Origin of the sequence: Vibrio sp. D417a (genome assembly GCF_030248595.1) — a bacterium.
GTDB classification, from domain to species: Bacteria; Pseudomonadota; Gammaproteobacteria; order Enterobacterales; family Vibrionaceae; genus Vibrio; species Vibrio alginolyticus.
The window spans coordinates 164530-186376 of record NZ_JAHGAM010000004.1 but is presented as its reverse complement, the minus strand read 5'-3'; the positions used below and the strand labels follow the sequence as shown (position 1 = coordinate 186376).

General features: G+C 43.2%; 16 protein-coding genes. 8 read left to right on the top strand and 8 right to left on the bottom strand.

Features of this window, described 5'->3' with window-relative positions:
• Positions 1 to 26: 26 nt before the first annotated feature.
• A complete protein-coding gene (locus KI742_RS04585; protein WP_017634152.1) occupies positions 27 to 914 on the bottom strand; it encodes a LysR family transcriptional regulator in 888 nt (295 codons plus the stop codon).
• Between the two features lie 231 nt (positions 915 to 1145).
• Here KI742_RS04585 and KI742_RS04580 point away from each other — a divergent pair, with 231 nt between their 5' ends.
• Positions 1146 to 3284 carry a TonB-dependent hemoglobin/transferrin/lactoferrin family receptor gene (locus KI742_RS04580; RefSeq protein WP_285384860.1) on the top strand — a complete coding sequence of 713 codons (2139 nt, stop codon included), beginning with the start codon at positions 1146 to 1148 and terminating at the stop codon, positions 3282 to 3284.
• A gap of 335 nt (positions 3285 to 3619) precedes the next feature.
• Here the strand turns inward: KI742_RS04580 and galE are convergent, their stop codons facing one another.
• Together galE and KI742_RS04570 are read right to left on the bottom strand one after the other, a co-directional pair.
• Positions 3620 to 4636 carry a UDP-glucose 4-epimerase GalE gene (gene galE / locus KI742_RS04575; protein ID WP_285384858.1) on the bottom strand — a complete coding sequence of 339 codons (1017 nt, stop codon included), beginning with the start codon at positions 4634 to 4636 and terminating at the stop codon, positions 3620 to 3622.
• 54 nt (positions 4637 to 4690) lie between these two features.
• Entirely contained in the window at positions 4691 to 6649 is a 1959-nt protein-coding gene (locus KI742_RS04570) for a diguanylate cyclase domain-containing protein (protein WP_285384857.1), read from the bottom strand.
• A gap of 319 nt (positions 6650 to 6968) precedes the next feature.
• On the opposite strand from KI742_RS04570, the gene KI742_RS04565 reads away from it, so the two are divergent.
• From KI742_RS04565 to KI742_RS04555, 3 genes are read left to right on the top strand one after another with little or no spacing between them, the layout of a single operon-like run.
• Positions 6969 to 7724: a 5-oxoprolinase subunit PxpA gene (locus KI742_RS04565; RefSeq protein WP_205391175.1), complete on the top strand. Its 756-nt coding sequence runs from the start codon at positions 6969 to 6971 to the stop codon at positions 7722 to 7724.
• Positions 7724 to 8407, top strand: a complete 684-nt coding sequence (locus tag KI742_RS04560) for an allophanate hydrolase subunit 1 (RefSeq protein WP_285384856.1) — start codon at positions 7724 to 7726, stop codon at positions 8405 to 8407. Before KI742_RS04565 ends, KI742_RS04560 begins: the two co-directional genes overlap by 1 nt.
• A complete protein-coding gene (locus KI742_RS04555; RefSeq protein ID WP_005376316.1) occupies positions 8404 to 9339 on the top strand; it encodes a biotin-dependent carboxyltransferase family protein in 936 nt (311 codons plus the stop codon). The genes KI742_RS04560 and KI742_RS04555 overlap by 4 nt, the downstream gene beginning before the upstream one ends.
• 28 nt (positions 9340 to 9367) lie before the next feature.
• On the opposite strand, the gene KI742_RS04550 is transcribed toward KI742_RS04555, so the two are convergent.
• The 3 genes from KI742_RS04550 to KI742_RS04540 form a co-directional block, all read right to left on the bottom strand.
• Complete coding sequence (locus KI742_RS04550) at positions 9368 to 10807, bottom strand: FAD-dependent oxidoreductase (protein ID WP_138940264.1); 1440 nt, start codon at positions 10805 to 10807, stop codon at positions 9368 to 9370.
• Positions 10808 to 11159: 352 nt separating this feature from the next.
• On the bottom strand, positions 11160 to 13616 hold the full coding sequence (locus tag KI742_RS04545) for an ABC transporter permease (protein WP_285384855.1): 2457 nt from the start codon (positions 13614 to 13616) through the stop codon (positions 11160 to 11162).
• Positions 13616 to 14308, bottom strand: coding sequence for an ABC transporter ATP-binding protein (locus KI742_RS04540; protein ID WP_005376323.1), 693 nt, complete (start codon positions 14306 to 14308; stop codon positions 13616 to 13618). The genes KI742_RS04545 and KI742_RS04540 overlap by 1 nt, the downstream gene beginning before the upstream one ends.
• On the opposite strand from KI742_RS04540, the gene tesA reads away from it, so the two are divergent.
• From tesA to KI742_RS04520, 4 genes are all read left to right on the top strand, one after another.
• Positions 14307 to 14909: a multifunctional acyl-CoA thioesterase I/protease I/lysophospholipase L1 gene (tesA, locus tag KI742_RS04535; RefSeq protein WP_005376324.1), complete on the top strand. Its 603-nt coding sequence runs from the start codon at positions 14307 to 14309 to the stop codon at positions 14907 to 14909. The genes KI742_RS04540 and tesA overlap by 2 nt on opposite strands.
• 82 nt (positions 14910 to 14991) lie before the next feature.
• A complete protein-coding gene (gene fabV / locus KI742_RS04530) occupies positions 14992 to 16191 on the top strand; it encodes an enoyl-ACP reductase FabV (RefSeq protein ID WP_137282643.1) in 1200 nt (399 codons plus the stop codon).
• 180 nt (positions 16192 to 16371) lie between these two features.
• Complete coding sequence (locus KI742_RS04525) at positions 16372 to 18282, top strand: EAL domain-containing protein (protein ID WP_213898336.1); 1911 nt, start codon at positions 16372 to 16374, stop codon at positions 18280 to 18282.
• A 71-nt stretch (positions 18283 to 18353) separates the two neighbouring features.
• Positions 18354 to 20009 carry an ABC-ATPase domain-containing protein gene (locus KI742_RS04520; RefSeq protein WP_262656084.1) on the top strand — a complete coding sequence of 552 codons (1656 nt, stop codon included), beginning with the start codon at positions 18354 to 18356 and terminating at the stop codon, positions 20007 to 20009.
• A gap of 79 nt (positions 20010 to 20088) precedes the next feature.
• Here the strand turns inward: KI742_RS04520 and KI742_RS04515 are convergent, their stop codons facing one another.
• Both KI742_RS04515 and KI742_RS04510 read right to left on the bottom strand, forming a co-directional pair.
• Positions 20089 to 20709 (bottom strand): DNA-J related domain-containing protein, encoded by a 621-nt coding sequence (locus KI742_RS04515; RefSeq protein ID WP_256902698.1) that lies wholly within the window; start codon positions 20707 to 20709, stop codon positions 20089 to 20091.
• Between the two features lie 128 nt (positions 20710 to 20837).
• Complete coding sequence (locus KI742_RS04510; RefSeq protein WP_005376329.1) at positions 20838 to 21677, bottom strand: isopenicillin N synthase family oxygenase; 840 nt, start codon at positions 21675 to 21677, stop codon at positions 20838 to 20840.
• Positions 21678 to 21847: the final 170 nt, after the last annotated feature.

Sequence of the window (21847 nt, the reverse complement as noted above, 5' to 3'; positions counted from 1 at the left end):
GAATCTAAGAAGTAAAAGTTACGTTGTTACTTTAGTTTCCAATTCTTTTTTAAGTACTGAATACACCAGGATTTTGCCTCACCCATAGTGTTCCGGCGCCATGCCAAAATAATATCCATCGGCTGTTCTTCAGTGCCTTCGATTCGTTTCAATACACCACTATCAATAAGAGGTTGTGCAATTTGGCTTGGTAATGTACCAATACCCAAACCTGCAGTGAGCGCTTCTACTTTTGCCGTAAAGTTGGTGACGGTCAAGCGAGGCTGTTTTTGAATGATATTAATTGAGAGCGCTGGTTGCTCACGTGCGGTATCTGCAATAGCAATAATCCGATACTTTTCTCGCGCTGCTTCATCAAACTTACCACTACGCTTGTGAACATAGTGATCAGCGGAAGCTACCCAATACATACTCATTTTACCAATTTTTTCTGACTTAACTTCTTGAGGAAGCGTATCCAGTGATGGGCAAATCAGTAAATCAGCTCTCCCCGTATTCAACGACTCCCAGCTACCAGCCAGAATCTCCTCTTGCAGCCTGACTCGAGTTGAGCTGACCTCGGCCAGCGCATCAACCATCGGGAAAAAGTTGGATATAGGAATAATGCCATCGAAGGCAATGGTAATATCCAGTTCCCAGCCATTCGCCAATAACGTTGCATCGTTCACTAACTTTTCACTGGCTTGTAAAATGGCTCTTCCTCTTTCAAGAATAAGCTTACCTGCTTCAGTAAAATGGGCTTTGTGACCAGAGCGATCGAAGATAATAATGTCTAAGTCTTGCTCGAGTTTCTGGATTTGATAGCTCAGCGATGACGGGGCTCTGTCTAACTCATTCGCAGCAGCAGCAAAACTCCCTCTTCGATCAATAGCATCTAGAATATGGAGTGCTTCTAACGTAATTGGACTCTGCACACGGCCTCTCTTAATGTGATATCCATCACATTCGTTGTATTTGGATGAACTTATCAAGAACTAACGACAAATAATATAACATATTGATAACTAAAGACTAGGAATGCTCATAGCCAAAGAAGAAGATTCAATACAAACCAATAAATGACAATGGTAATGATAGTAATTACCATTTAGATCCATTAATATCCGCGTGTTGTTACCTATTATGGATCTAAGGTATTGAAGCCAATGTATAAAAAATCAATTTTGTCAGCCTCCATTTTAGTTGCCCTTTCCCATACTGCTTATGCGGAAGAAGCTTCTAAGTTTGAAGAAGTCGTTGTGTCGGCCACCCGTACCAACCAAACCATAAACACTGTTGCTGCTTCTGTTGCTGTTGTATCAGAGAAAGACATCGAAGAAAACATGGTAAAGGACTTGAATGATCTATTCGAGTATACGCCAGGTGTTACTGTTAATGGCACTCAACGCCAAGGCGTCCAAAGTATTAACATTCGCGGGATGGAAGGTAAACGAGTTAAAATCTTAGTAGACGGTGCATCTCAACCAGGTGTATTCAGCGGTGGACCATATTCGTTTATCAATTCTAGTGCCGTTACTGTCGACCCCGATATGCTAAAGAGTGTCGAAATTGTTAAAGGAGCAGCTTCTAGCCTCCATGGTAGTGATGCAATTGGCGGTGTTGTCGCATTCGAAACAAAAGATCCGAAGGATTTCCTCAAAGATGGTAAAGACTTTGGTGGTCAAGCTAAACTCTCTTATTCATCGGAAGATAACTCTTTTAGTGAGCATGTAGCTTTAGCAAAGCGTTTCGGTAATACAGAAGCACTTATAGCCTTTACACGCCGTGATGGTGCAGAGCTACAAAATTTCTCTAAGGCGCCTTACGATAACTATTCTGTGGACAACCAAGATTATTACAAAAACGATCTATTGGTAAAACTTGAATCTCAATTGAATGACGCTCATCGCTTGGAGTTCTTGGGAGAAGTTATTTACAACGAGACTGACTCAGAGATCGCACATAAAAGTTACAAAAACTTCAACGCTGAAGACACAACCAAGCAAAATCGCATTGGGCTCAAGCACATTTGGTTTGCAGATGCAGCTATCTCGGATACGATCACGTCCAAGCTTACATGGATTGGTAAAGAAGAAAACGGCGTCTCTAATCGCTTTATCGAAGCCAGCCCTGGTTACCCACCTTACGTACCGCCTAGTGGTGACAACCAACAGAAAAAAGATTACGAATATACTGAAGACAAATTTGAATTCGAAACTCAGTTAGATAAAGAGATTCAAAATCACTATATTGTTTACGGAATATCGTACAAACATAGTGACATCAGTAATACCAATCGCGAGTTTAATTCCGATCCTGGCACGCCAGATACTGTTTACGTTTACACACCGGATGCAAAAGAAGAAAGCTTTGGTTTATTCTTGCAAGATGAAATTTCGCTTCTTAATGACAAGCTAATTCTGACTCCAGGTGTGCGTTACGATTACTTCTCTACTAATCCTTCAAATACTTCTGAAGAGTCATTCGAGAAGTTTAGCGACTCTGCATTAACTGGTCGTTTAGGAGCGACTTACTCTGTATCGCAACCTGGCACGATCTTCGCGCAAGTGAGCCAAGGGTTCCGAGCGCCATCGTTCGACGAGCTTTACTACACTTACGATAATCCGGCTCATGGCTATACCAACCGCCCTAACCCAAATTTGGGATCTGAAAAGAGTTTGTCTTATGAACTTGGTTACCGTCATAACACTGCAGCGTCTGCAACTGAAGTAGCGTTCTACTACAGTGATTACAGTGACTTTATTGAGCAAACGTCATCAAACAATGGTGGTTTAACTGAATTCACAAATATCAATATTAGTGAAGCAAACATTAAAGGGGTTGAGCTCTCTAACCGTCTTGATTGGCATGCCATTGCTGGTCTTCCATCAGGCGTGACAACTCGCTTTGTTGCAGCATACACAGAAGGTGAAGATGGTGATGGTAATCCTTTGAACAGTGTAAACCCATGGAATGCCGTAGCTGCTGTAAATTACGATTCACCAAATGCACTTTGGGGGACAAGCCTAAAAGTAAACTACACGGCTAAGAAATCGAACAGTGATATCAACTCTGATGGTGATAAAGGCGGAATCAAAGACCAAGTTGCTTTGCCGTCTGCGACAGTCGTTGACTTAACGGCGTACTACAAACCAATGAAAGATATAACCATTCGTGCTGGTGTTATGAATCTAACGAATGAAGAATACCATCTTTGGAACGATGTTCGCGGTAAGACTGAGTTAAGTCGAGACAAAACGCAAGCTGAGCGTAATTATAACATTAGTGTTAAATACGAGTTCTAAACCTTAAAAACACAAAAGCCAGCGTAATGCTGGCTTTTTTTATGGCTTTCATTTCAAAAATGTAAAGAAAAGTATGAAAAATGAAAGTTTACTGTTTTGCCATCTCTTTTTTCACCATTACTGCTGCTGCAATGATGAAAGTGATGATCAGACCGAGTTCCATGAACTACCCCAATAGCTATGAGAAAATTTATAACCCAAATTAAGAGTCGGGCATAGTTTAACAGCTCTATATATACTTGCTACCTTTTAACCAGTAATTTACGATTTTTTCCGATTTGGATCAAAAAAGACGCAATTATGCGCCTTTTTGTTACTATTATGTAAATTAAAGATTAGGCATCTGGATAACCTTGAGGGTTAGTAGACTGCCAGCGCCATGTATCGCCAGTCATTTCTTCTAGAGTGCGAGTTGCTTTCCAACCTAACTCATTCATCGCTTTTGATGGATCCGCCCAACACTCTGCAATATCACCTGGACGACGCTCAACAAGTTGGTATGGGACATCTTTACCACTTGCGGCTTCAAATGCTTTCACCATGTCCAGTACACTGTAGCCGTTACCAGTACCGAGGTTATAGATATGAAGGCCAGCTTTGCTACCTACTTTTTCTAATGCAGCAACGTGACCATCGGATAAGTCCATTACATGAATATAATCACGTACGCCTGTGCCATCTTTGGTCGGATAATCACTACCAAACACAGAAAGGAACTCTCTGCGCCCTACCGCAACTTGAGAAACAAACGGCATTAAGTTGTTGGGAATACCTTGAGGATCTTCACCTAGCTCGCCTGTTGGATGTGAACCTACCGGGTTAAAGTAACGAAGAAGTGTAATGCTCCAGTCAGGGTTCGCATTTTGGAAGTCGGTTAAACACTCTTCTACCATTAATTTGCTGCGCCCATATGGGTTAGTTGCGCTAGTTGGAAAGTCCTCTGTGATGGGTACAGAAGCAGGATCACCGTATACAGTCGCTGATGAACTAAATACCAACGATTTAACTCCGGCTTCACGCATTGCATCAACCAATACTAAAGTGCCATTAACGTTGTTGTCGTAATACTCTAGGGGTTTTGCTACAGACTCACCGACGGCCTTTAAACCTGCAAAATGGATAACAGCTTCAATATTGTGTGACTTTAGTGCTTCTACCATCGCCAATTTATCTCTGATATCGGCTTGAATGAAGGTTGGCTTTACACCACATATCTTTTCAATTCGATCTAATACCGTAGATTTACTGTTGTACAGGTTGTCTAGAATCACTGGCGTCATGCCAGCTTCGATCATTTGAATACACGTATGACTACCGATATAGCCCATACCACCCGTAACGAGTACTTTCATTTTATTATTCCTTCTGACGCGAATTGGGTTAGTTTAAAGCTTTGACGTTACGATTTAAACTGTCTCTTGTAATTCGCATCCCATTAATATTGCTTGGCCTTTTCCGGCTTTCTTTGCTTGATACATTGCCGTATCCGCACTTTTTAAAACTCGAGTAGCATCGCGCTCATTTACGCCGACTAATTTTACGCCGATACTAACGCCAACTTTGAGTAAGTGACCTTTGTACTCAATTGGAGCACATATGCTCTCGAGCAACTGTTCTGCTATTCGGGTGACCACTTTTTGATTGGCGGGATTTACCAACATGACAAATTCATCACCAGAAAGTCTTGCGATTAAATCACTATGTCTCGTCGCAGATGTTAGACGCTCGGAAACTTTTTTCAAAACTTCATCACCTGCATCATGACCGTAGGTATCGTTAACTTCTTTAAATCCATCCAGATCGAGGTACAAAACTGCAAATTCGTCACGCAAGTATCCAGAGCGTTGTACTAGTTGTTCCAACTCTAAATGGAACTTAGATCGATTGGCTAACCCCGTTAAAGCATCGTGATGAGCTAAATGCTCTAATCGTTCCATCTCTTTTGCGCCGGAAAGGTCGGTAAGAACAATAACCAGATCATAGAAACCATAGTCTTCACACTTAACGATACGATTGACTCGAGCAAACATCGGTACAAACTGACCAATATGGTTCTTCTCGATAACTTCACCTTGCCAAACGCCATAATTTTCTATCGACTCGATGATACTAGGCATCATTTCCTGTAACTTGCGCCACTTTAGCGTTTGGATGAATGACTTCCCAATAAGCTGATCCACCTCTAAGCCGACTAACTTAGTGACGGCAGGGTTTACCATCGTAATGACACCGCGATGATTAAGAACAATGAGACCATCTTGGCTGCTTTCAAAAACACGTCCCGCAACACGTTGCCGGTTTATGGCTTCTTCAATTTCGGTGATATCTTGAATCGAAAACAGTAAGTATTCATGTGTCGAGAGGCGACGACTGGTTAGGCTCAACTGCTGTTCATTATCTGCATTTTTGAGGTGAATATCATCGCACTCTAGGCCTCGACTCAGGATCTGACTCAGCTCATTCGGTGTTTTAGTTTTAATTAGATCACGAATATTGGCATGTTTAAGTTCATTTAATTTTTTTTGAAATATTTGCTGGGTCGCCGTATTACAATGAATAACACGTCCGGAATTGTCTGTAATAACTAATGCATGCTGAACAGATTCGATAACCTCTTCTGAAAATGCGCGCTTTTGTTCTAGTGTGTCTAGCGAATGTTGCCGCTGCTTCTCACGTACTGTTAACCTATTCATCATTTGATTGAAAGAGCTCGCGAGGTCTCCAATTTCATCCTTGGCGTAATAGCGAGCTTGATTTTCCGTGTTTCGTCCGTGTGTCACATTCTCTATTACGCGGTTGAGTTCCATCACGGGCTTGAGAACAAGCCTCTCGATACTTATGTAAAAAACAGTGCCACCAGCGATCAGAAACAGAAGAAGTAAAGCGCCATCTTGAAGTAAAGATTGTATGGCTTCTACAATTGGGCGATGAGAAAGCGTAACTCTCATGCTACCAATGACATAGCCATCATGGATAATCGGCTCTAGAACATAAAGAAATTTGGTTGATAAGGCATACCCTAGAGCGTGCAACCTACTTCTTTCGGTTTGACTTGGAACGGGTGCCAGTGCCCCACTTATCTCCATAACAGCGAATGGTTGGTCATCTTGGTCATAAAGTTTGACCCGCGTTACATTTGGCTGGTTTAAAAAGTTGGCGAGAATAGTTTGAGCTTTTTGCTTGTCCTTTGTCGTCAGCGCATCTTTAATTGAGAAAGAAACGTTGTTAATCAACTTTCTTGTCTGCTCGACCAGTTCATGCTTAGACGATTGGTATACAGTATACGAGGTGTAACCTTTTGAGATAACAAAGATAGCCGTTAAAAAGACCAGAAGAGGCCAAATAAGCTTCGCTCGTAATGACATATATATTCCTGTCGCAGACAACCACAAAAATGACAGAAGAACCATTATGCAATCTATCACCCATGAAGGGCGACAAGATTAACACGATGCTAATGCAAAATAACCTTAAATTCTCAAAAATTGGATGGAAAAGAAACGAAATACCTTAAAATTCGGATCAACTCAAATAACGGCAACATCTTTATGGACTAACGTGATCTTTTTCGTCAGCTATCTGCTCAAAAAGCTTCGTTTTCATGATAGAAGAATGAAGTGAGTCACTGAACCTAGATGCATTTTCCTGCATCGTAAACCCATTGCTTGTGTAGAAATAAAACGTATGGCATTGAATAAACAGCAACTTACATTGAACTGTGATATGGGCGAGAGCTTTGGCTCTTGGAGTATGGGCGCAGATGAAGACGTGATGCCCCATGTTGATATGGCGAACATCGCGTGTGGTTTTCATGCCTCCGACCCTAATGTCATGCACGACACCATCACCCTAGCGAATGACAACGATGTTGATATTGGCGCACACCCAGGTTACGCCGACCTACAAGGCTTTGGCAGACGAAGCATAAGCATGACGGGTGATGAAATTACGAACATGGTTATATATCAGGTTGGTGCTTTACAAGCATTATGCCGGGCGCAATACACAGACATCAGTTACATAAAGCCTCATGGTGCTCTATACAACGACATGATGAAAAGTGATGCGATATTTAGAGCGGTAGTAAAGGCGGCAGCACTGTTCAAAGTACCGTTAATGATCCTAGCTTCACAGGAAAACGAAAAATACTTAGAAATCGCAGACGATTATGATGTTCCCTTGCTATTTGAAGCATTTGCAGATCGTTTATACCAAGATGACGGCTTACTGACTCCTAGAACACAGCCCAATGCCGTGTTAAAAAGCGAGCACGCGATACTTGAGCAAGTCCGGACCTTAGCTGACTCTGGGCGTGTCAAAACCGCTTCAGGCGGTTACATATTATTGGAAGCCGACACAATTTGTGTTCATGGTGACAATGAAGAGTCGATCGCGCTGATCCAAAAGATCCGCCAAAGCCTATACGCTGGAGGAAATTAATGCATAAAGAGAAATTTAATATCTCTTTGATCTCCGAGTGCAGTATTTTCATTAAGTTTGATGAGAGTATTTCTGAAAATGCAGTCGGAGAGCTTACTCGCAGCATAAGAGAAACTTTCGCTTCAATTGTTATGAACGTTGTCCCCTCCTATCAAACTATTCTCATTGATTACTTACCTTTTCGAATCAACGAGAAGAACTTAGTCAATGAGCTGCAACAAATCGTGAGCCAGTTTGATACTCAATCACTTAAGCTTTCCCAGCCGAATCACATTACTATCCCTGTATATTACTCTGAAGAAACCGCGTTAGATCTATCTCGTTTTCAAAAGCGAGGTCTGTCATTAGACGATCTTATTACCCTGCATACGAAAACCGAGTACGCGGTTTCTGCAATTGGCTTTGCTCCAGGCTTTGCATTTCTCTCTGACGTTGATACTCAATTGCACATGGCAAGGCTTGCCACACCAAGAATTCAAGTGCCGGCCGGAAGTGTAGGAATCGCAGACTCTAAAACGGCCGTCTATCCATCAGATAGTCCTGGCGGATGGAACATTATTGGTAAAAGCCCGCTTGCGCTCTTCTCCGACTCTCCTCCTTTTATACCGTTTGAAGTGGGTGACAAGGTCACCTTTAATGCTATTTCAAAACAAGAGTTTATCGATTTAGGAGGCGTACTATGAGTTACGGTGGATTACTGGTGGAAAAGCCAGGACCGCTCTCTTTAGTTCAAGACTTTGGTCGTTTTGGCTTAGCGCATGTCGGTGTGACTCAAGGTGGCCCGGTCGACGACTATGCTTACAGTTGGGCCAACCATTTGCTTGGTAACGTAGTCAATTGCGTTGCGATTGAAATTACTCTGGGTAACGCTTGTTTTATTGCATTGCATAACTGCCACCTTGCTATATGTGGCGGTGATTTAAATGCAAAAATAGATGGTGAACCTATTTCAAATTGGTCTGACTTTACGTTGAAAAAAGGACAGAAGCTTCAGTTCGGAGTCGCAAGGAATGGACTTCGCTCCTACCTAGCGGTTAAAGGTGGGTTCAATGTTGCTCAGCACTTAGGAAGCGCATCGACCGTCTTGCGAGAATCTCTAGGTGGTTATGATTCAAATGGTGGCGCTTTGAAAGCTGGCGATATTCTTCCCTTTGTCCCTCATAACTTACCGAAACGTAAACCAAGGCAAATGACGTTTCGCTTTAAGCCAGATTACAACTTACCCATTAAGTTGAGAGTGATTGAAGGCTATCAGAACGAGGACTTTGATGAAGACGCTCGCCAAGCATTTTACAACAAAGCATTCATCATCTCCCCCAATTCGAATCGCATGGGCTACCGTCTTGAGGGCAATAACATTCGTCCACCTTACGAAGGCGTCCTATCAGAGGGAATTGCATTAGGTTCAATTCAAGTACCTAGCGATGGTAACCCTATTGTGCTGCTCAACGATCACCAGACTATTGGCGGGTATCCTAAATTTGGCTGCGTAGCTCGTATTGACTTACCTAGACTGGCACAGGCGAAACCCGGACAAAAAGTCAATTTTGTGAAAGGAGATAGACTAGGCTTGCAAGAAGTATGGTGCCAATGGGCTCAGTTTTTTGGGTATTAATACAACCACTGAGCCCAAACACAGCCGATTATGCAGGCATACCATAACGCACTGCTAAAGCTTGTGGATAGCCTCGCTCTTGAGTGAGTTTAATCGCGTACTGCTCGACCTCTTGTTCAGACCACTTTACAGCGACCGGATGCTGTGTTTCCACATTTTGGTTAGGATCGATATCAAACCAGAATTGAAGCATTTTTTGCGCTGCGAGTAGTGTCGATGACGCTTTTACCACCTCTATTCTCGCGTAGTGGTTATCTTCAAAAGTCACATCTGCCGCTCTGAGTACTGGATCTGTGCCGGGAATTTGCTGAGCGCCAAATAATGCTTTTCCTCCTTTTACAGCAGAGTGATAGTCGGGAATGAACTGTGCCATGTGTTTGATGGCGTTGTTCGTTCGCTCTTCTAACACTTCTTCTCTCCAGCCGTTACGGATCTTCGAGAGTAAAGGCATAGGCAGTTCAGGTTGAGCAGATGAGTTCGTGCTCTCCACTAAACCATCTTCAAACAGCGTGATTCCTTTTGTCATACCATGAAGTTGAAAGTAACCATCGCCATAAGGCGTCAATTGAGCCATTCCTTTATCGGTTCCACGCGGGCCATGAAAAATAACTTCTGGCCATTGTTGTTGACAGTCTGCCCACCTCGTAACGTAAGCGGCTTTAAACTCCACCAACCTGTCTCGCTTGGCACCAACTGTGTTGTCAATTGAGCCTGTTTCAAAGCCACACGCGTTAACCAAGTAGTCGCATGTCATAAGGTAATCGATACCTTCACGTTCATAGCCAAGTTGCCAGTGTTCCCCCATCCAATCGGCTTGCTTGAACGTTGCTTGTGTGAAGACTGAAGCATTAGGAAGCGTATCTAGTGTTAAGTTGGCAATTGCAGCGAGGCGAAAAACACTCCAACCATATTCTTGAACTGCGACAACAGGATACTTTAGCGCTTCAAGATCAGCATGTTGAGCAAAAGGAATACACCACTCATCGAAGTTTGTAGGATGACTTGGTTGAGTACGTTGCGCGAGAGCTTCTAGCTCCGCTTTTGAATACAGTTTGTAGTATTCGCTTGGTTCGCCGAGCACTTTATTACTCTGATCTTTATCAACGAGCGTCTGATAAGCACTTTTCACAACCTCTAATCGCGGAATTAGTGTGGATGGGTCTCCACCATCGGAATGAGGAACCGCGATGATTGTCGGACGAATATTCAGTGAAAGCGGATACAGGCGAACAGTATCAATAGATTGTGCTAACAAGTCTAAGCATTGTTGCTCGGAAATCTCTCGATATAAATTACCACCAGCATGCAAATGACAAATGGGTGGACCATTTACTAGTGATACGCCCTTCTCTATTACGGAAACTTTAAAACCCAGCTCCGCAAAATGAATTGCTGCTGTTGCACCTGCTACACCGCCACCAACAACAGCGATATGCTTATCTTTATAACTTGGAAACTCAGACTTCATTGCTTCACTAAAAATTTTATAAGGAAAATTCTTTACTAACGGTGGATTCTACTCGTGTTTGGACTTGATTAAAATCACAAAAAGTTCATGGGTTTGCGAAATATCCAACAGCGCCTGTAAAGTGCATTAAAGTAGAAAAAATTTGCGAAAAAGTACTTGACTACATGGTTAAGAAGACACTTTTTTGTGTCTATGTGAATAAGAATTTCACTGTAAGACCCATGGCGCAAAGCCTGCAGAAACACCCCACTTTTTACCCCATTTAGTTATCCCAAAAGTTATCCACTGTTTTTGTGGATAACTAAAATAAAAGTGTCATGGAGTGTTCCAAATTTGATAACACTCGCTGCGATTAAGTGTTTACTGGCGTTAACAATCTTTTCAACAAACTCATCACTACAAGTGCTAACGTAACAAATGTTGCAAGCGGTAAAGCTATCCACAATTCGGGGTGAATTTGTGCATTGAGATCGAATCCATATGTCATGACTGCGGCCACACAAACTTCCGCAGCGAATACCGCAACACCACTAGCAATCAACGCCATAATTCCGTACTCGGCCCACAGGGTTGTGTTGATCCGTTTCTTACTTGAACCTAATGTGCGATACAAACGAATCTCTTGTTGACGTTGGGACAAGCTTAACCTCAGTAGAGTAAAGATGAGCAGCAGACCAGCAACAACGCCTAAAAGAGCAAGGATGGTGATTGCTGATACGATTTGCTGAATCAAAGCCTGAATTTTCTCGCCCATAGTTCGGATATCTAAAACAGAGACCGTTGGGTGAGCACGTGACATTGACGTCAACAACGCTTCATTTCCTTCTTCAATCCTATAACTGATGAGGTAAGAACCAGGTAAATTAGCCATCACGTCAGATGAGAAAATAAAATAAAAGTTAGGCTTCATGTCACGCCATTCGACATAACGGATGGTATCCACTACTGCATCGTAATTCTCACTGTTTATTACAAAGCGCAGCGTATCACCGAGTTTGATGCCTAAGTCATTTGCTACATCCGCTTCTACAGATACACTCCCTTTGTTTGTCCATTCACCCGAAAGCACATCATTATATTCTGGTAGGCTGTCTCCCCATGTCAGGTTTAGCTCTCGACGTATCGCGTCAGAACCTTCTCCTTCGTACCCAACCTCTTTGACGTTTTGACCGTTGATCTCTGTTAGTCGTCCACGAATTATTGGATAAGCTTGTGACCGCGTAACTCCATTTTTATCTAGGGTTTCTAGGTAGTTATCGAGCTCATAATCACCAATGTTTAAAGCGAACACATTTGGCGCGTCTGCAGGTAAGGTTCTCTCCCAATCAGCGAGAATATCGCTGCGCACAAGCCAAATGATAGACAGCAACATCAAAGATAATGCCAAAGCACCAAACTGTAGACCGCTGGTTACTGGCGTCCGGTTGATACGACTCAACGCAAGCTTCATTGCAGGATGGGTTGAAACACGTGCAAACAGTTTTGTGAGTATGACGCTAACTGCTGCGAGTACCACAAACAGTACCGCTATACCAGTGAGCACGATCCAAACTAAGGTGTTGTCTGCATACAGTAAAAGCAATGGAACAACGGGAACTAGAACAAGTAACATTCGCTTCCAAGAACGTTGCGCTTTGCCCTGCTGTAGCACTTCTAACGCGGGAGTTTTAATCAAGCCTAACAATGGTATACCGAGAGCGGGAACAGTAATCAAGACTGCAGAGATAAATGCCACCAAAAATGGTGTGACGCCGTAACTAGGGAGTGGATCGGGTAATAAGTCTTTGAGTGGAATGCGTAATAAATACTCCAGCCCACTCCCTAGCAGTAGGCCGACGACACTGGCACTAATGAGAAGGATTGTGACTTGAATAAATAACCACTTTTCAATCCATCGGCGGCTCGCACCAAGACTTTTCAACATCGCAATAGTTTGTGTCCGGCTGTTCACGTAATTTTGACAAGTAAGAACCAATGTTGTCGCCGCCATAATGATGACAATCGCTACGGTCAAAGACAGATACTGCGTCGTACGTTCAAAAACCTCATTACTACGACTGGCAGTATCTTGCGTGCGCCAGCGATCGCTCGGAGAAAGCCGCGTATCATCTTGTAAGCTCTTTAGTGTTTTATCATCGGCTTGTAAAAACAGACGGTATTGAACTCGGCTCCCAACTTGAATTGCTCCTGTTTTATCTACGTCACTTTGATGAATGTATGCAGAAGGCATTTGCTGAAATGGATTAAAGCTCAAGCCAGGTTCCATCAATACTGCGCCTGATACAGTAAACTCGGCATCGCCTATCGTGACACTGTCACCTGACTTTACGCTTAGTTGAGTCATAATCCGCTCATCAAGCCAGAGTTGGTTCTCTTTAACGCGACCGGCTGGATTATTTTCAAGAACGAGCTCCCCCATTAAAGGGTAATTATCATCCACCGCCCTTACAGAAATAAGCTGCATACCATTATCGCTAAATGCCATAGTGGCAAAGCGTGTCATCGTCGAACGGTCAAGGCTTTCTGTCGAGGCTAACAACGTGTCCGGAATGGGATTAGCAGACACAAACACCGCATCTGCCGTTAATGCGTCCTTCCCCTGCTTGACGATCACCTGCTCCATTCGTTCTGCTAATGCAGAAAGCGCAAAGATACTCGCAATCACGAGAATAAGAGCAACGCTAATAGGCCAAAGATTCCCCTGCCTTATTTCGCCGAAACTCCAGCGTATCAAACTTTTATTCGACGAGTGCTGTGTTGTACTGTTTTGCTCTGTGGATGTTGCTTCACTTGATGATACTGCAGACATTATATCTCCTCCTTAAGCTCACCCGCCTCCATACGATAGATACGGTCACATCGGCTTGCTAGATGACCATCGTGTGTTACTAAAATCAGAGTTGTCCCGTGCTGTTCATTAAGATCGAATAGCAGCTCAATCACTTTGTCTGCGGTTTGATGGTCAAGATTGCCGGTAGGCTCGTCTGCGAACAACAGCTCAGGCTGTGTCATAAATGCGCGCGCTAGTGCAACTCGCTGTTGTTCACCACCAGATAACTGGCTTGGTAGATGGTCGACACGTTTTTCCAATCCAACAGCAGCTAATAATTCCGCTGCTCTTGCTTCATCTTCGGCTTCACCACGTAAAAGACAAGGAAGCGTGACATTACGTAATGCACTCAAACTCGGGATTAACAAGAAACTTTGGAAAACGAAACCTAAAGAGTCAGCCCGAATTTTCGCACGTGCTTCATCGTCCAGTTTTGATAATTCATGACCTAATAAAGTAATTTCGCCTGATGTCGGCGTATCAAGACCAGCTAGCAACGTCATCAATGTTGACTTACCTGCACCGGAAGTTCCGACGATGGCGATTTTTTCTCCTTTTCGGATGTCAACATTTACATCTTTGAGGATTGTTAATTGTTCTTGATTAGTAGAGACTTGTTTAGAAACCAAATTGGCTTGAACAATAGGTGCATTAAGTACAGGTGTTTGCATGATTCGTATACTTTCCTTAGTTCTATTTTTTTGTTTTTCCGCTACTGCACATGCGAGCGAAAAGCTACTTGTCTTGGGTGATAGCTTGAGTGCAGGCTATCAAATGCCGATCGAAGAGAGTTGGCCTAGCTTACTCCCTGATGCGTTGTCAGAACATGGTCAAGATGTAACAGTTATTAATGCCAGCATTTCTGGCGATACCACTGGCAATGGCTTAGCACGGTTACCTCAGTTGCTAACTCAGCATAGCCCTGACATGGTACTTATTGAGTTAGGTGCCAACGATGGCCTAAGAGGTTTCCCTCCTAAACTTATTACGTCAAATCTTTCAAAAATGATTACCATGATAAAAGATTCTGGTGCGGACGTTGTCATGATGCAAATTCGGGTTCCGCCTAATTATGGTAAGCGCTATAGCGATATGTTTTACGATATCTACCCTAAGCTTGCACAGCATCAACAAGTTGCCTTGATGCCATTCTTCTTAGAGCATGTTGTCACCAAACCAGAATGGATGATGGATGATGGCCTTCACCCAAAACCAGATGCACAACCTTGGATCGCTGATTTCGTTGCTCAAGAATTAATTAAACATCTCTAATTTTAATGGTCTAGCTCAATAAGTTTTACGTAACTTTACGTTAATCTATTTTCAATTCCACTCATCGAGGATAGATAACAACATGCGAATAGAACCGTTAATTCAAGGTGTTGTTGCTCGCTCTGCGCACCCCAAAGGGTGTCATGCATCTATTAAAGAGCAAATTGAATACGTAAAGCACGCCCCACAGATCAAAAAAGGCCCAAAACGGGTTTTGATTATTGGTGCCTCCTCTGGTTTCGGCCTAGCGGCACGAATAGCCCTAACGTTCGGTGGCGCTAACGCCGATACCATTGGCGTCTCATTTGAGCGTGGACCTTCAGAGAAAGGGGTTGGGAGTGCGGGTTGGTATAACAACGTCTTTTTTAAGCAAGAGGCAAATCAAGCCGGGCGTACCGCAATAAATATTGTTGGCGATGCATTCTCTGGTTCGGTGCGCAATCAAGTGATTGAAGCCATTGAAACGTACTTTGAGGGTGAAGTTGACTTAGTCATCTATAGCTTGGCAACCGGTGTTCGACCTAAACCTGAATCTGATGAGTTTTGGCGCAGTGTCATTAAACCGATTGGTGAGCCTGTCACTGGCGCTTCTATCATGCTGGAGAACGATAAGTGGATAGAAACCACCTTAACGCCTGCAACAGAAGAGGAAGCCAATGCCACCATTAAAGTAATGGGCGGCGAAGACTGGGAAAGCTGGATTGACACACTCATCAATAACGACTCTATCGCAAACGGCTGCAAAACCATCGCCTTTTCTTACATGGGCCCTGACATTACGCACCCAATTTATCTCGATGGTACGTTAGGTCGAGCGAAAATCGATTTACACCAAACCAGTCATTCATTAAACCTCAAACTCGCCAACTTTGACGGCGGTGCTTACGCAACCGTGTGTAAGGCGTTGGTGACGAAAGCCAGTGTATTCATCCCTGCTCTAAGCCCTTACCTGTTAGCGCTTTATCGAGTGATGAAGGAAAAAGGTACTCACGAACGATGTATTGAACAAATGCAGCGACTGTTTACTACGAAGTTATACGATCAAGAGAAAGTGCCAGTTGACGGCGAACGCTTGATTCGAATAGATGACTTGGAACTTGAACCGCAAGTTCAACAAGAAGTCCACGCTCTTTTAGAACAGATGAATGCTGATAACTTTAAAGAGATTGGTGATTACCAAGGTTTTAAAGATGAGTTTATGAAGCTCAATGGCTTTAACTTTGAAGATGTCGACTATTCGCAAGACATTTCTATTGAATCGTTAATGTCGCTTAAGCCTTGATGCTTGTTACCTGTTTCAAGGATGAGATATGTGACAACTATTCCTAGTCCTGAACACTTTTCAGGACTTTTTTTTGTTTCGAGCCCTAGCCACCCTATACTTAATTAAAAAGCGAGAACAAAATAGAGCAGTCTGCATTTTTAATTCACAGGAAGTGAAACCACGTAAAGGATGACCTATATGGGGAGATTGCAAACATTAGACTACGAAATCCCTGAGTCTATGCGAAGAAGTTGGCAGGAAATCGTCAACTTACTGGCTCAAATAACGCACGTACCCACCACATTAATTATGCGTATCCATCCAGATCGCATAGAAGTAAATACATCCAGCGAAACTATAGGTAATCCTTATCGTACTGGCGATACTGAGCTGCTTGGCAACGGTTTGTATTGTGAGCATGTCATAAAACACAAAAGTGAACTTATTGTCCCAAACGCGCTTGAAGATGAAGAGTGGCAAAATAATCCTGATATCAAACTAGGTATGATCTCTTATTGCGGCTTACCGCTATTCTGGCCAAATGGAGAGACGTTTGGAACTATTTGCATGCTTGATTCTAAGGAGAATGAATACTGCGACACTTACCGGCAATTGCTTGGGACTTTTAAAGATTCAATCGAAGCGCAGCTTTCCATCGTGCATCAGCAACACAAACTTCAGCGTCTTAACAACGAACTCAAAAATAGAGTTGAGAATCGCACTACAGATTTGGCGCAGTTAAGTTATTCCCTAACGCAAGAGATTGATCGTCGCAGAGCCGCTGAAAAGCAGGTGAGCTACCAAAAAACACACGATCAAGGAACTGGATTCCTAAACCGAGCAGCACTCGAAAATATAGTCAGTGACACACTCAGAACGTTAGATCACAGTCAGCAATCATTAATCGTAATAAACATTGGTTTTAGCAATGCACGCAGTATCCAAACCCGTTATGGCTTTGAAACTTTCGACGAAATATTGAAAGAGTTTCGGTATCGTCTTGGTAAGCGGGAGTCCAGACATTTTGTTACGGGGAGGCCTAGCTCCAATGACCTCGTATTGCTCGTTTGGGGCACAGACATCGATATAAAATTGCATCAGCTACTGAATGATATTACCGATATTGGTATGGGAAGTTTTTATGTAAAAGACACAGAGGTTCACCTAAACTCTTACATTGGTGTTGTACAAGCTCACCGAACCAGCAATGCTAAACAACTACTCCAGAACGCATGTTATGCCATGCTTTTGTGTAAAGAATCTGGCGAAGCGTATAGTTATTTTTGTGAAAGCCATTCAAATGAACTCAACAACCACAATCAACTGGAAAGCTACTTATTGCAAGCGGTAAGAAACGACGACCTAATGCTCTACTTTCAGCCCAAAGTGCACCCTCAAACCCACAAGTGGATTGGCGCAGAAGCGTTACTACGCTGGAGGCATCCAATACTTGGCGACGTATCCAACGAAGCATTAATACATATGGCTGAACAAAACGGGCTTATCTTTGAAGTTGGCTCTTTTGTTCTTCGAACCGCGATAGACAAAGCAAAACAATGGTCTGAGTTAATCGATAACTTCAAAATGGCCGTCAACGTTTCTCCCATTCAATTACAAAACGTAAATTTTGCAGAACAAGTGCAACACCTACTCGAGTCTTTTCATTTGCCAGCACACTTTCTCGAGCTCGAGATGACCGAAAGCGCCTTAATTGCCGATGAGGTCGTAGCACGCACTACATTAAATAAACTGCACAAACTTGGCGTGACGTTGTCACTTGACGATTTTGGTACAGGATATGCCTCGTTCAGCTATTTAAAGAAATATCCATTTGATGCCATCAAAATTGATAAAAGCTTCGTCCAGCAAATGGAGAAGTCGGACGATGACCGCGCGATCATTTGTTCTATCATACACATTGCGAAAAAACTGGAACTCCAAGTCGTGATCGAAGGCATTGAATCTCCCCAACAAGAACAGTTTCTCATTGGTGAGGGCTGTGATATCGGACAAGGTTTTCTTTATGGTAAACCTATGCCTTGTAATGAATTTGAGCAAAGTTTGTTTAATCAGCGCCTTTCTGGCGGGCAATACGCCTACTCTTCCTAAGCATTCTCTTTACTATGAGGGCGGTGGTTTCTATAATCACCGCCCGCTTCTATTAAAAGGCCAATATCTTCATGGATCAGTTGACTGCCACGCTTAAGAAAATTGAAAAGCAGAACTACCGAGCTTATCAGCAAATCAAAGGTCAATACGACTTCACTGATTTCACTTTGTTTATCGATCATGTACAGGGTGACCCTTATGCATCGGCGTCACGTTTTCGTGCGACTCGCGCATGGTCTTTGACTGGTCTTGAGTGGCTAAGAGACGAGTCTCCTGCATTTCAAAGAGGTGCACGTGATTTTATTGCGCGTAGTTTTGAACAGTTTGCTAAACAAGAAAACTCAGTATCAATTTCACTGACAGGCCAAACTGTACTGGATAGCACCGCGGTGTTGTTTACTGAAGAAGGTATTGAACTGCGTTTTCGAGTTAACTTACCGGCTGAAGGTCGTTCAGTATTGGGGAAAAAAGCCAACAACATACTGACTTTCCACCTGCCTAAGTTTATCCGTCGAGCAACTTTAGAGCGTGAACTCGACAAAGCCGCTTTAATTAAGCACTGCCAAGTTGTTGAAGACCAAGATGCCCTGCGAGAACAGTTAGAGGCCAATAACTTAGTCGCGTTTGTCGCAAACGGCAGTATTCTTCCTCGAATTGCAGGTAATTGCGACCTTCCAATGAAAGAAGCCGTTGAGTTTAAAGCTCCTGAATCTCTACAAATCACTTTACATGCGCCAAACAAGGGCCATGTCACAGGATTAGGAATTCCAAAAGGTATCACACTGATTGTAGGTGGTGGCTTCCACGGTAAATCTACCTTATTAAATGCAATAGAGCGTTCAATTTACGATCATATTCCAGGAGATGGTCGCGAATACATTGTTGCCGATAACAAGGCTATGAAGATTCGTGCCGAAGATGGCCGATGCGTACACCACTTGAACCTCTCGAACTACATCAACCATTTACCGATGGGTAAAGATACGGCGGACTTTTCTACTCAAGACGCATCAGGCTCAACGTCGCAAGCCGCTTGGCTTCAAGAGTCTATTGAAGCGGGTGCAAGCACATTATTGATTGATGAAGATACTTCTGCTACCAACTTCATGATTAGAGATGAGCGTATGCAGGCATTGGTGGCAAAAGGTGATGAGCCAATTACTCCTCTCGTCGACCGCATTGGTCAATTACGAGATGATCTTGATATCTCTACCATTATCGTTATGGGTGGGTCAGGCGACTACTTAGACGTCGCCGATACCGTCATTCAAATGCACGACTACCAAGCCGTTGACGTGACTGAAAAAGCGAAAGAAGTTATCGCTCAGCACCCTACTCAACGTCATAACGAGTCGGAAGAACGTTTACAGACCTTCCCACCTCGAGCACTGAACCGCGTTGCGTTGATGAATATTCTGACTGACGGCAAGTTCCGTGTGAATGCGAAAGGCAAAGAGTCACTTCGATTTGGTAAAGAGTTTACTGATCTTAGCGCTTTGGAACAGATAGAGTCAGCCGATGAAGTCAACACAATTGGCTGGTTATGGTTCCAAATTGCTCAACTTCCAGGTTGGTGTAATCATCCGGCGAAGGAGATTGAAGAAATGCTATCTGGTGAGTGGCATGCCGCTCTTCCTAAGCAAGGCGACTTAGCCAAACCACGCACACTAGACGTTATGGCTGCCCTCAACCGCATGCGAAAATCTCAGTTTAAGTCATCATGCTAGTTTTGATACGCTGACAGAGACAGTTCAATCAAAAGGCAGCTATAGTTAGCTGCCTTCCTTTATCTTTATTCTTAGCGAATCATTCGTTTCTCAGTACATTCCACGCTTCACAAAGAACTCTAAATCTTTCTGCATCGCCATTTTCTCGATCAGGATGCCAACGAAGCGCCAGTTTTCGCCATTGTTTTCTAATTTCCGCAGGCGTAGCGTCAGTGTTAAGTTCAAAGAGTGACAGTGCCTTTGTCTTATCTACGCTGGCTACTGACGAACCACCTATGAACTTTTGATAAGTTGTCCAAAATTCATTCAACAGTCGACGCACTTCATCTTCGTCCGCTTCGTAATTGCGCCAATCTAAGTAATACTCACGCAAAGGATCATGAATATCGATCTTATGCCTCAAAGCTTCCATCGAAGACATGAGCTGAATATCCATGGCTTCGACTTGAAGCCAACTATCCGGATACAGAGTGTCTTGCAGTTGATATAATGCATTCATGATCAGGAAATTTCTTTTGAATAAATCCTTATCGGGAGAGTCGTCCAGCTTTGAAATATAACCTTGTTCACCCAACGAGCTTGCCAAGGTGTGCACTTTCCAATTAGAGGGCTGTTTTCTCAGAATTTCTAGCATTGGCCAAAGCAGCGGATTTTCTATTGCATGAGGCTCAATACTACTGACAGTACGTTGTCCTTCCATTCATCATCTCTGACACGAGTTTAGGGCCCCATTCTCGGCACAAAAAACATAGCTTCCATTTTGTAGCATAAATGCAAAAAGGCCGATAGTCATTCACCATCGGCCTTTGTAAGGAGATCACGTAAAGGTTAAATAACCCCTAGCTCACGTAAACGTTCCATAAGGTAGCTATGTGCAGTGTAGCGCTCAGATAACACCACTTCCGGCTTTGGATGCAGGAACAACGGTAATGAGATACGTGACTTTTCTTGACGGCCACCCGTAGGGTTGATTACACGGTGAGTCGTTGAAGGGAAATAACCACCTGACGCTTCTTGAAGCATATCACCAATGTTGATGATTAAGTTTCCGAAGTCACATGGTACATCGATCCAATCACCCTCTTTACTCTTTACTTGCAGTCCAGGCTCATTGGCAGCAGGCAAAACCGTTAACAGGTTAATGTCTTCATGCGCAGCAGCACGAATAGCGCCTGGCTCTTCTTCGCCTGTCATCGGTGGGTAGTGAAGCACGCGTAGTAATGTTTTGTCACTGTTATTGATCATTTCTGACAACGCGATAGAGAACTTCTCTTGAACGTCCTTAGGTGCGTACGCTTCAACCCAACCTAATAGCTCTTGAGCAAATGCATTGGCACGCTCGTAGTACTCTAAGATTTCAGCTTTAAGCTGCTCTGGGATCTGCCCCCAAGGGTAAACATGAAAGTACTCTTTGATGTCTTTCACTTTGTGCCCTTTCGCCACTTCAGACACAGAAGGTGGGAAGTAGCCATCTTGGGTGTCTACGTTAAAGTGAAAATCATTCTTTTGATCTGAACAGAAAAACTCATGCCAGTTTTTGTAAATTGACTCTACAAGCTCTTGTGGAATCGGGTGGTTTTTCAACACACCGAACCCCGTTTCGCGTAGAGAGGTAACGAACTGTTGAGCAGCATCGTCAGCAAGATAATCGACAGTTTCCAGTTTCATGGCTTTACTTCTTTTTTATTAGACTGAATCATGGATTCTATGGATGGGCATGTTGTAAATCAAACTTTAATGAAAAGTGCACGCGCAAACGTTTTAATGTTGAGCAGTTTGCCAATAAATCAACATTTTCAGTGATCAAAAAACCCATTAAAATATCAATTGCACACTGT

Coding starts and splice junctions, on each gene's coding strand:
- KI742_RS04580 (WP_285384860.1), top strand. CDS start 1,146: ATGTATAAAAAATCAATTTTGTCAGCCTCCATTTTAGTTGCCCTTTCC.
- galE (WP_285384858.1), bottom strand. CDS start 4,636: ATGAAAGTACTCGTTACGGGTGGTATGGGCTATATCGGTAGTCATACG.
- KI742_RS04570 (WP_285384857.1), bottom strand. CDS start 6,649: ATGTCATTACGAGCGAAGCTTATTTGGCCTCTTCTGGTCTTTTTAACG.
- KI742_RS04565 (WP_205391175.1), top strand. CDS start 6,969: ATGGCATTGAATAAACAGCAACTTACATTGAACTGTGATATGGGCGAG.
- KI742_RS04560 (WP_285384856.1), top strand. CDS start 7,724: ATGCATAAAGAGAAATTTAATATCTCTTTGATCTCCGAGTGCAGTATT.
- KI742_RS04555 (WP_005376316.1), top strand. CDS start 8,404: ATGAGTTACGGTGGATTACTGGTGGAAAAGCCAGGACCGCTCTCTTTA.
- KI742_RS04550 (WP_138940264.1), bottom strand. CDS start 10,807: ATGAAGTCTGAGTTTCCAAGTTATAAAGATAAGCATATCGCTGTTGTT.
- KI742_RS04545 (WP_285384855.1), bottom strand. CDS start 13,616: ATGTCTGCAGTATCATCAAGTGAAGCAACATCCACAGAGCAAAACAGT.
- tesA (WP_005376324.1), top strand. CDS start 14,307: ATGATTCGTATACTTTCCTTAGTTCTATTTTTTTGTTTTTCCGCTACT.
- KI742_RS04540 (WP_005376323.1), bottom strand. CDS start 14,308: ATGCAAACACCTGTACTTAATGCACCTATTGTTCAAGCCAATTTGGTT.
- fabV (WP_137282643.1), top strand. CDS start 14,992: ATGCGAATAGAACCGTTAATTCAAGGTGTTGTTGCTCGCTCTGCGCAC.
- KI742_RS04525 (WP_213898336.1), top strand. CDS start 16,372: ATGGGGAGATTGCAAACATTAGACTACGAAATCCCTGAGTCTATGCGA.
- KI742_RS04520 (WP_262656084.1), top strand. CDS start 18,354: ATGGATCAGTTGACTGCCACGCTTAAGAAAATTGAAAAGCAGAACTAC.
- KI742_RS04515 (WP_256902698.1), bottom strand. CDS start 20,709: ATGGAAGGACAACGTACTGTCAGTAGTATTGAGCCTCATGCAATAGAA.
- KI742_RS04510 (WP_005376329.1), bottom strand. CDS start 21,677: ATGAAACTGGAAACTGTCGATTATCTTGCTGACGATGCTGCTCAACAG.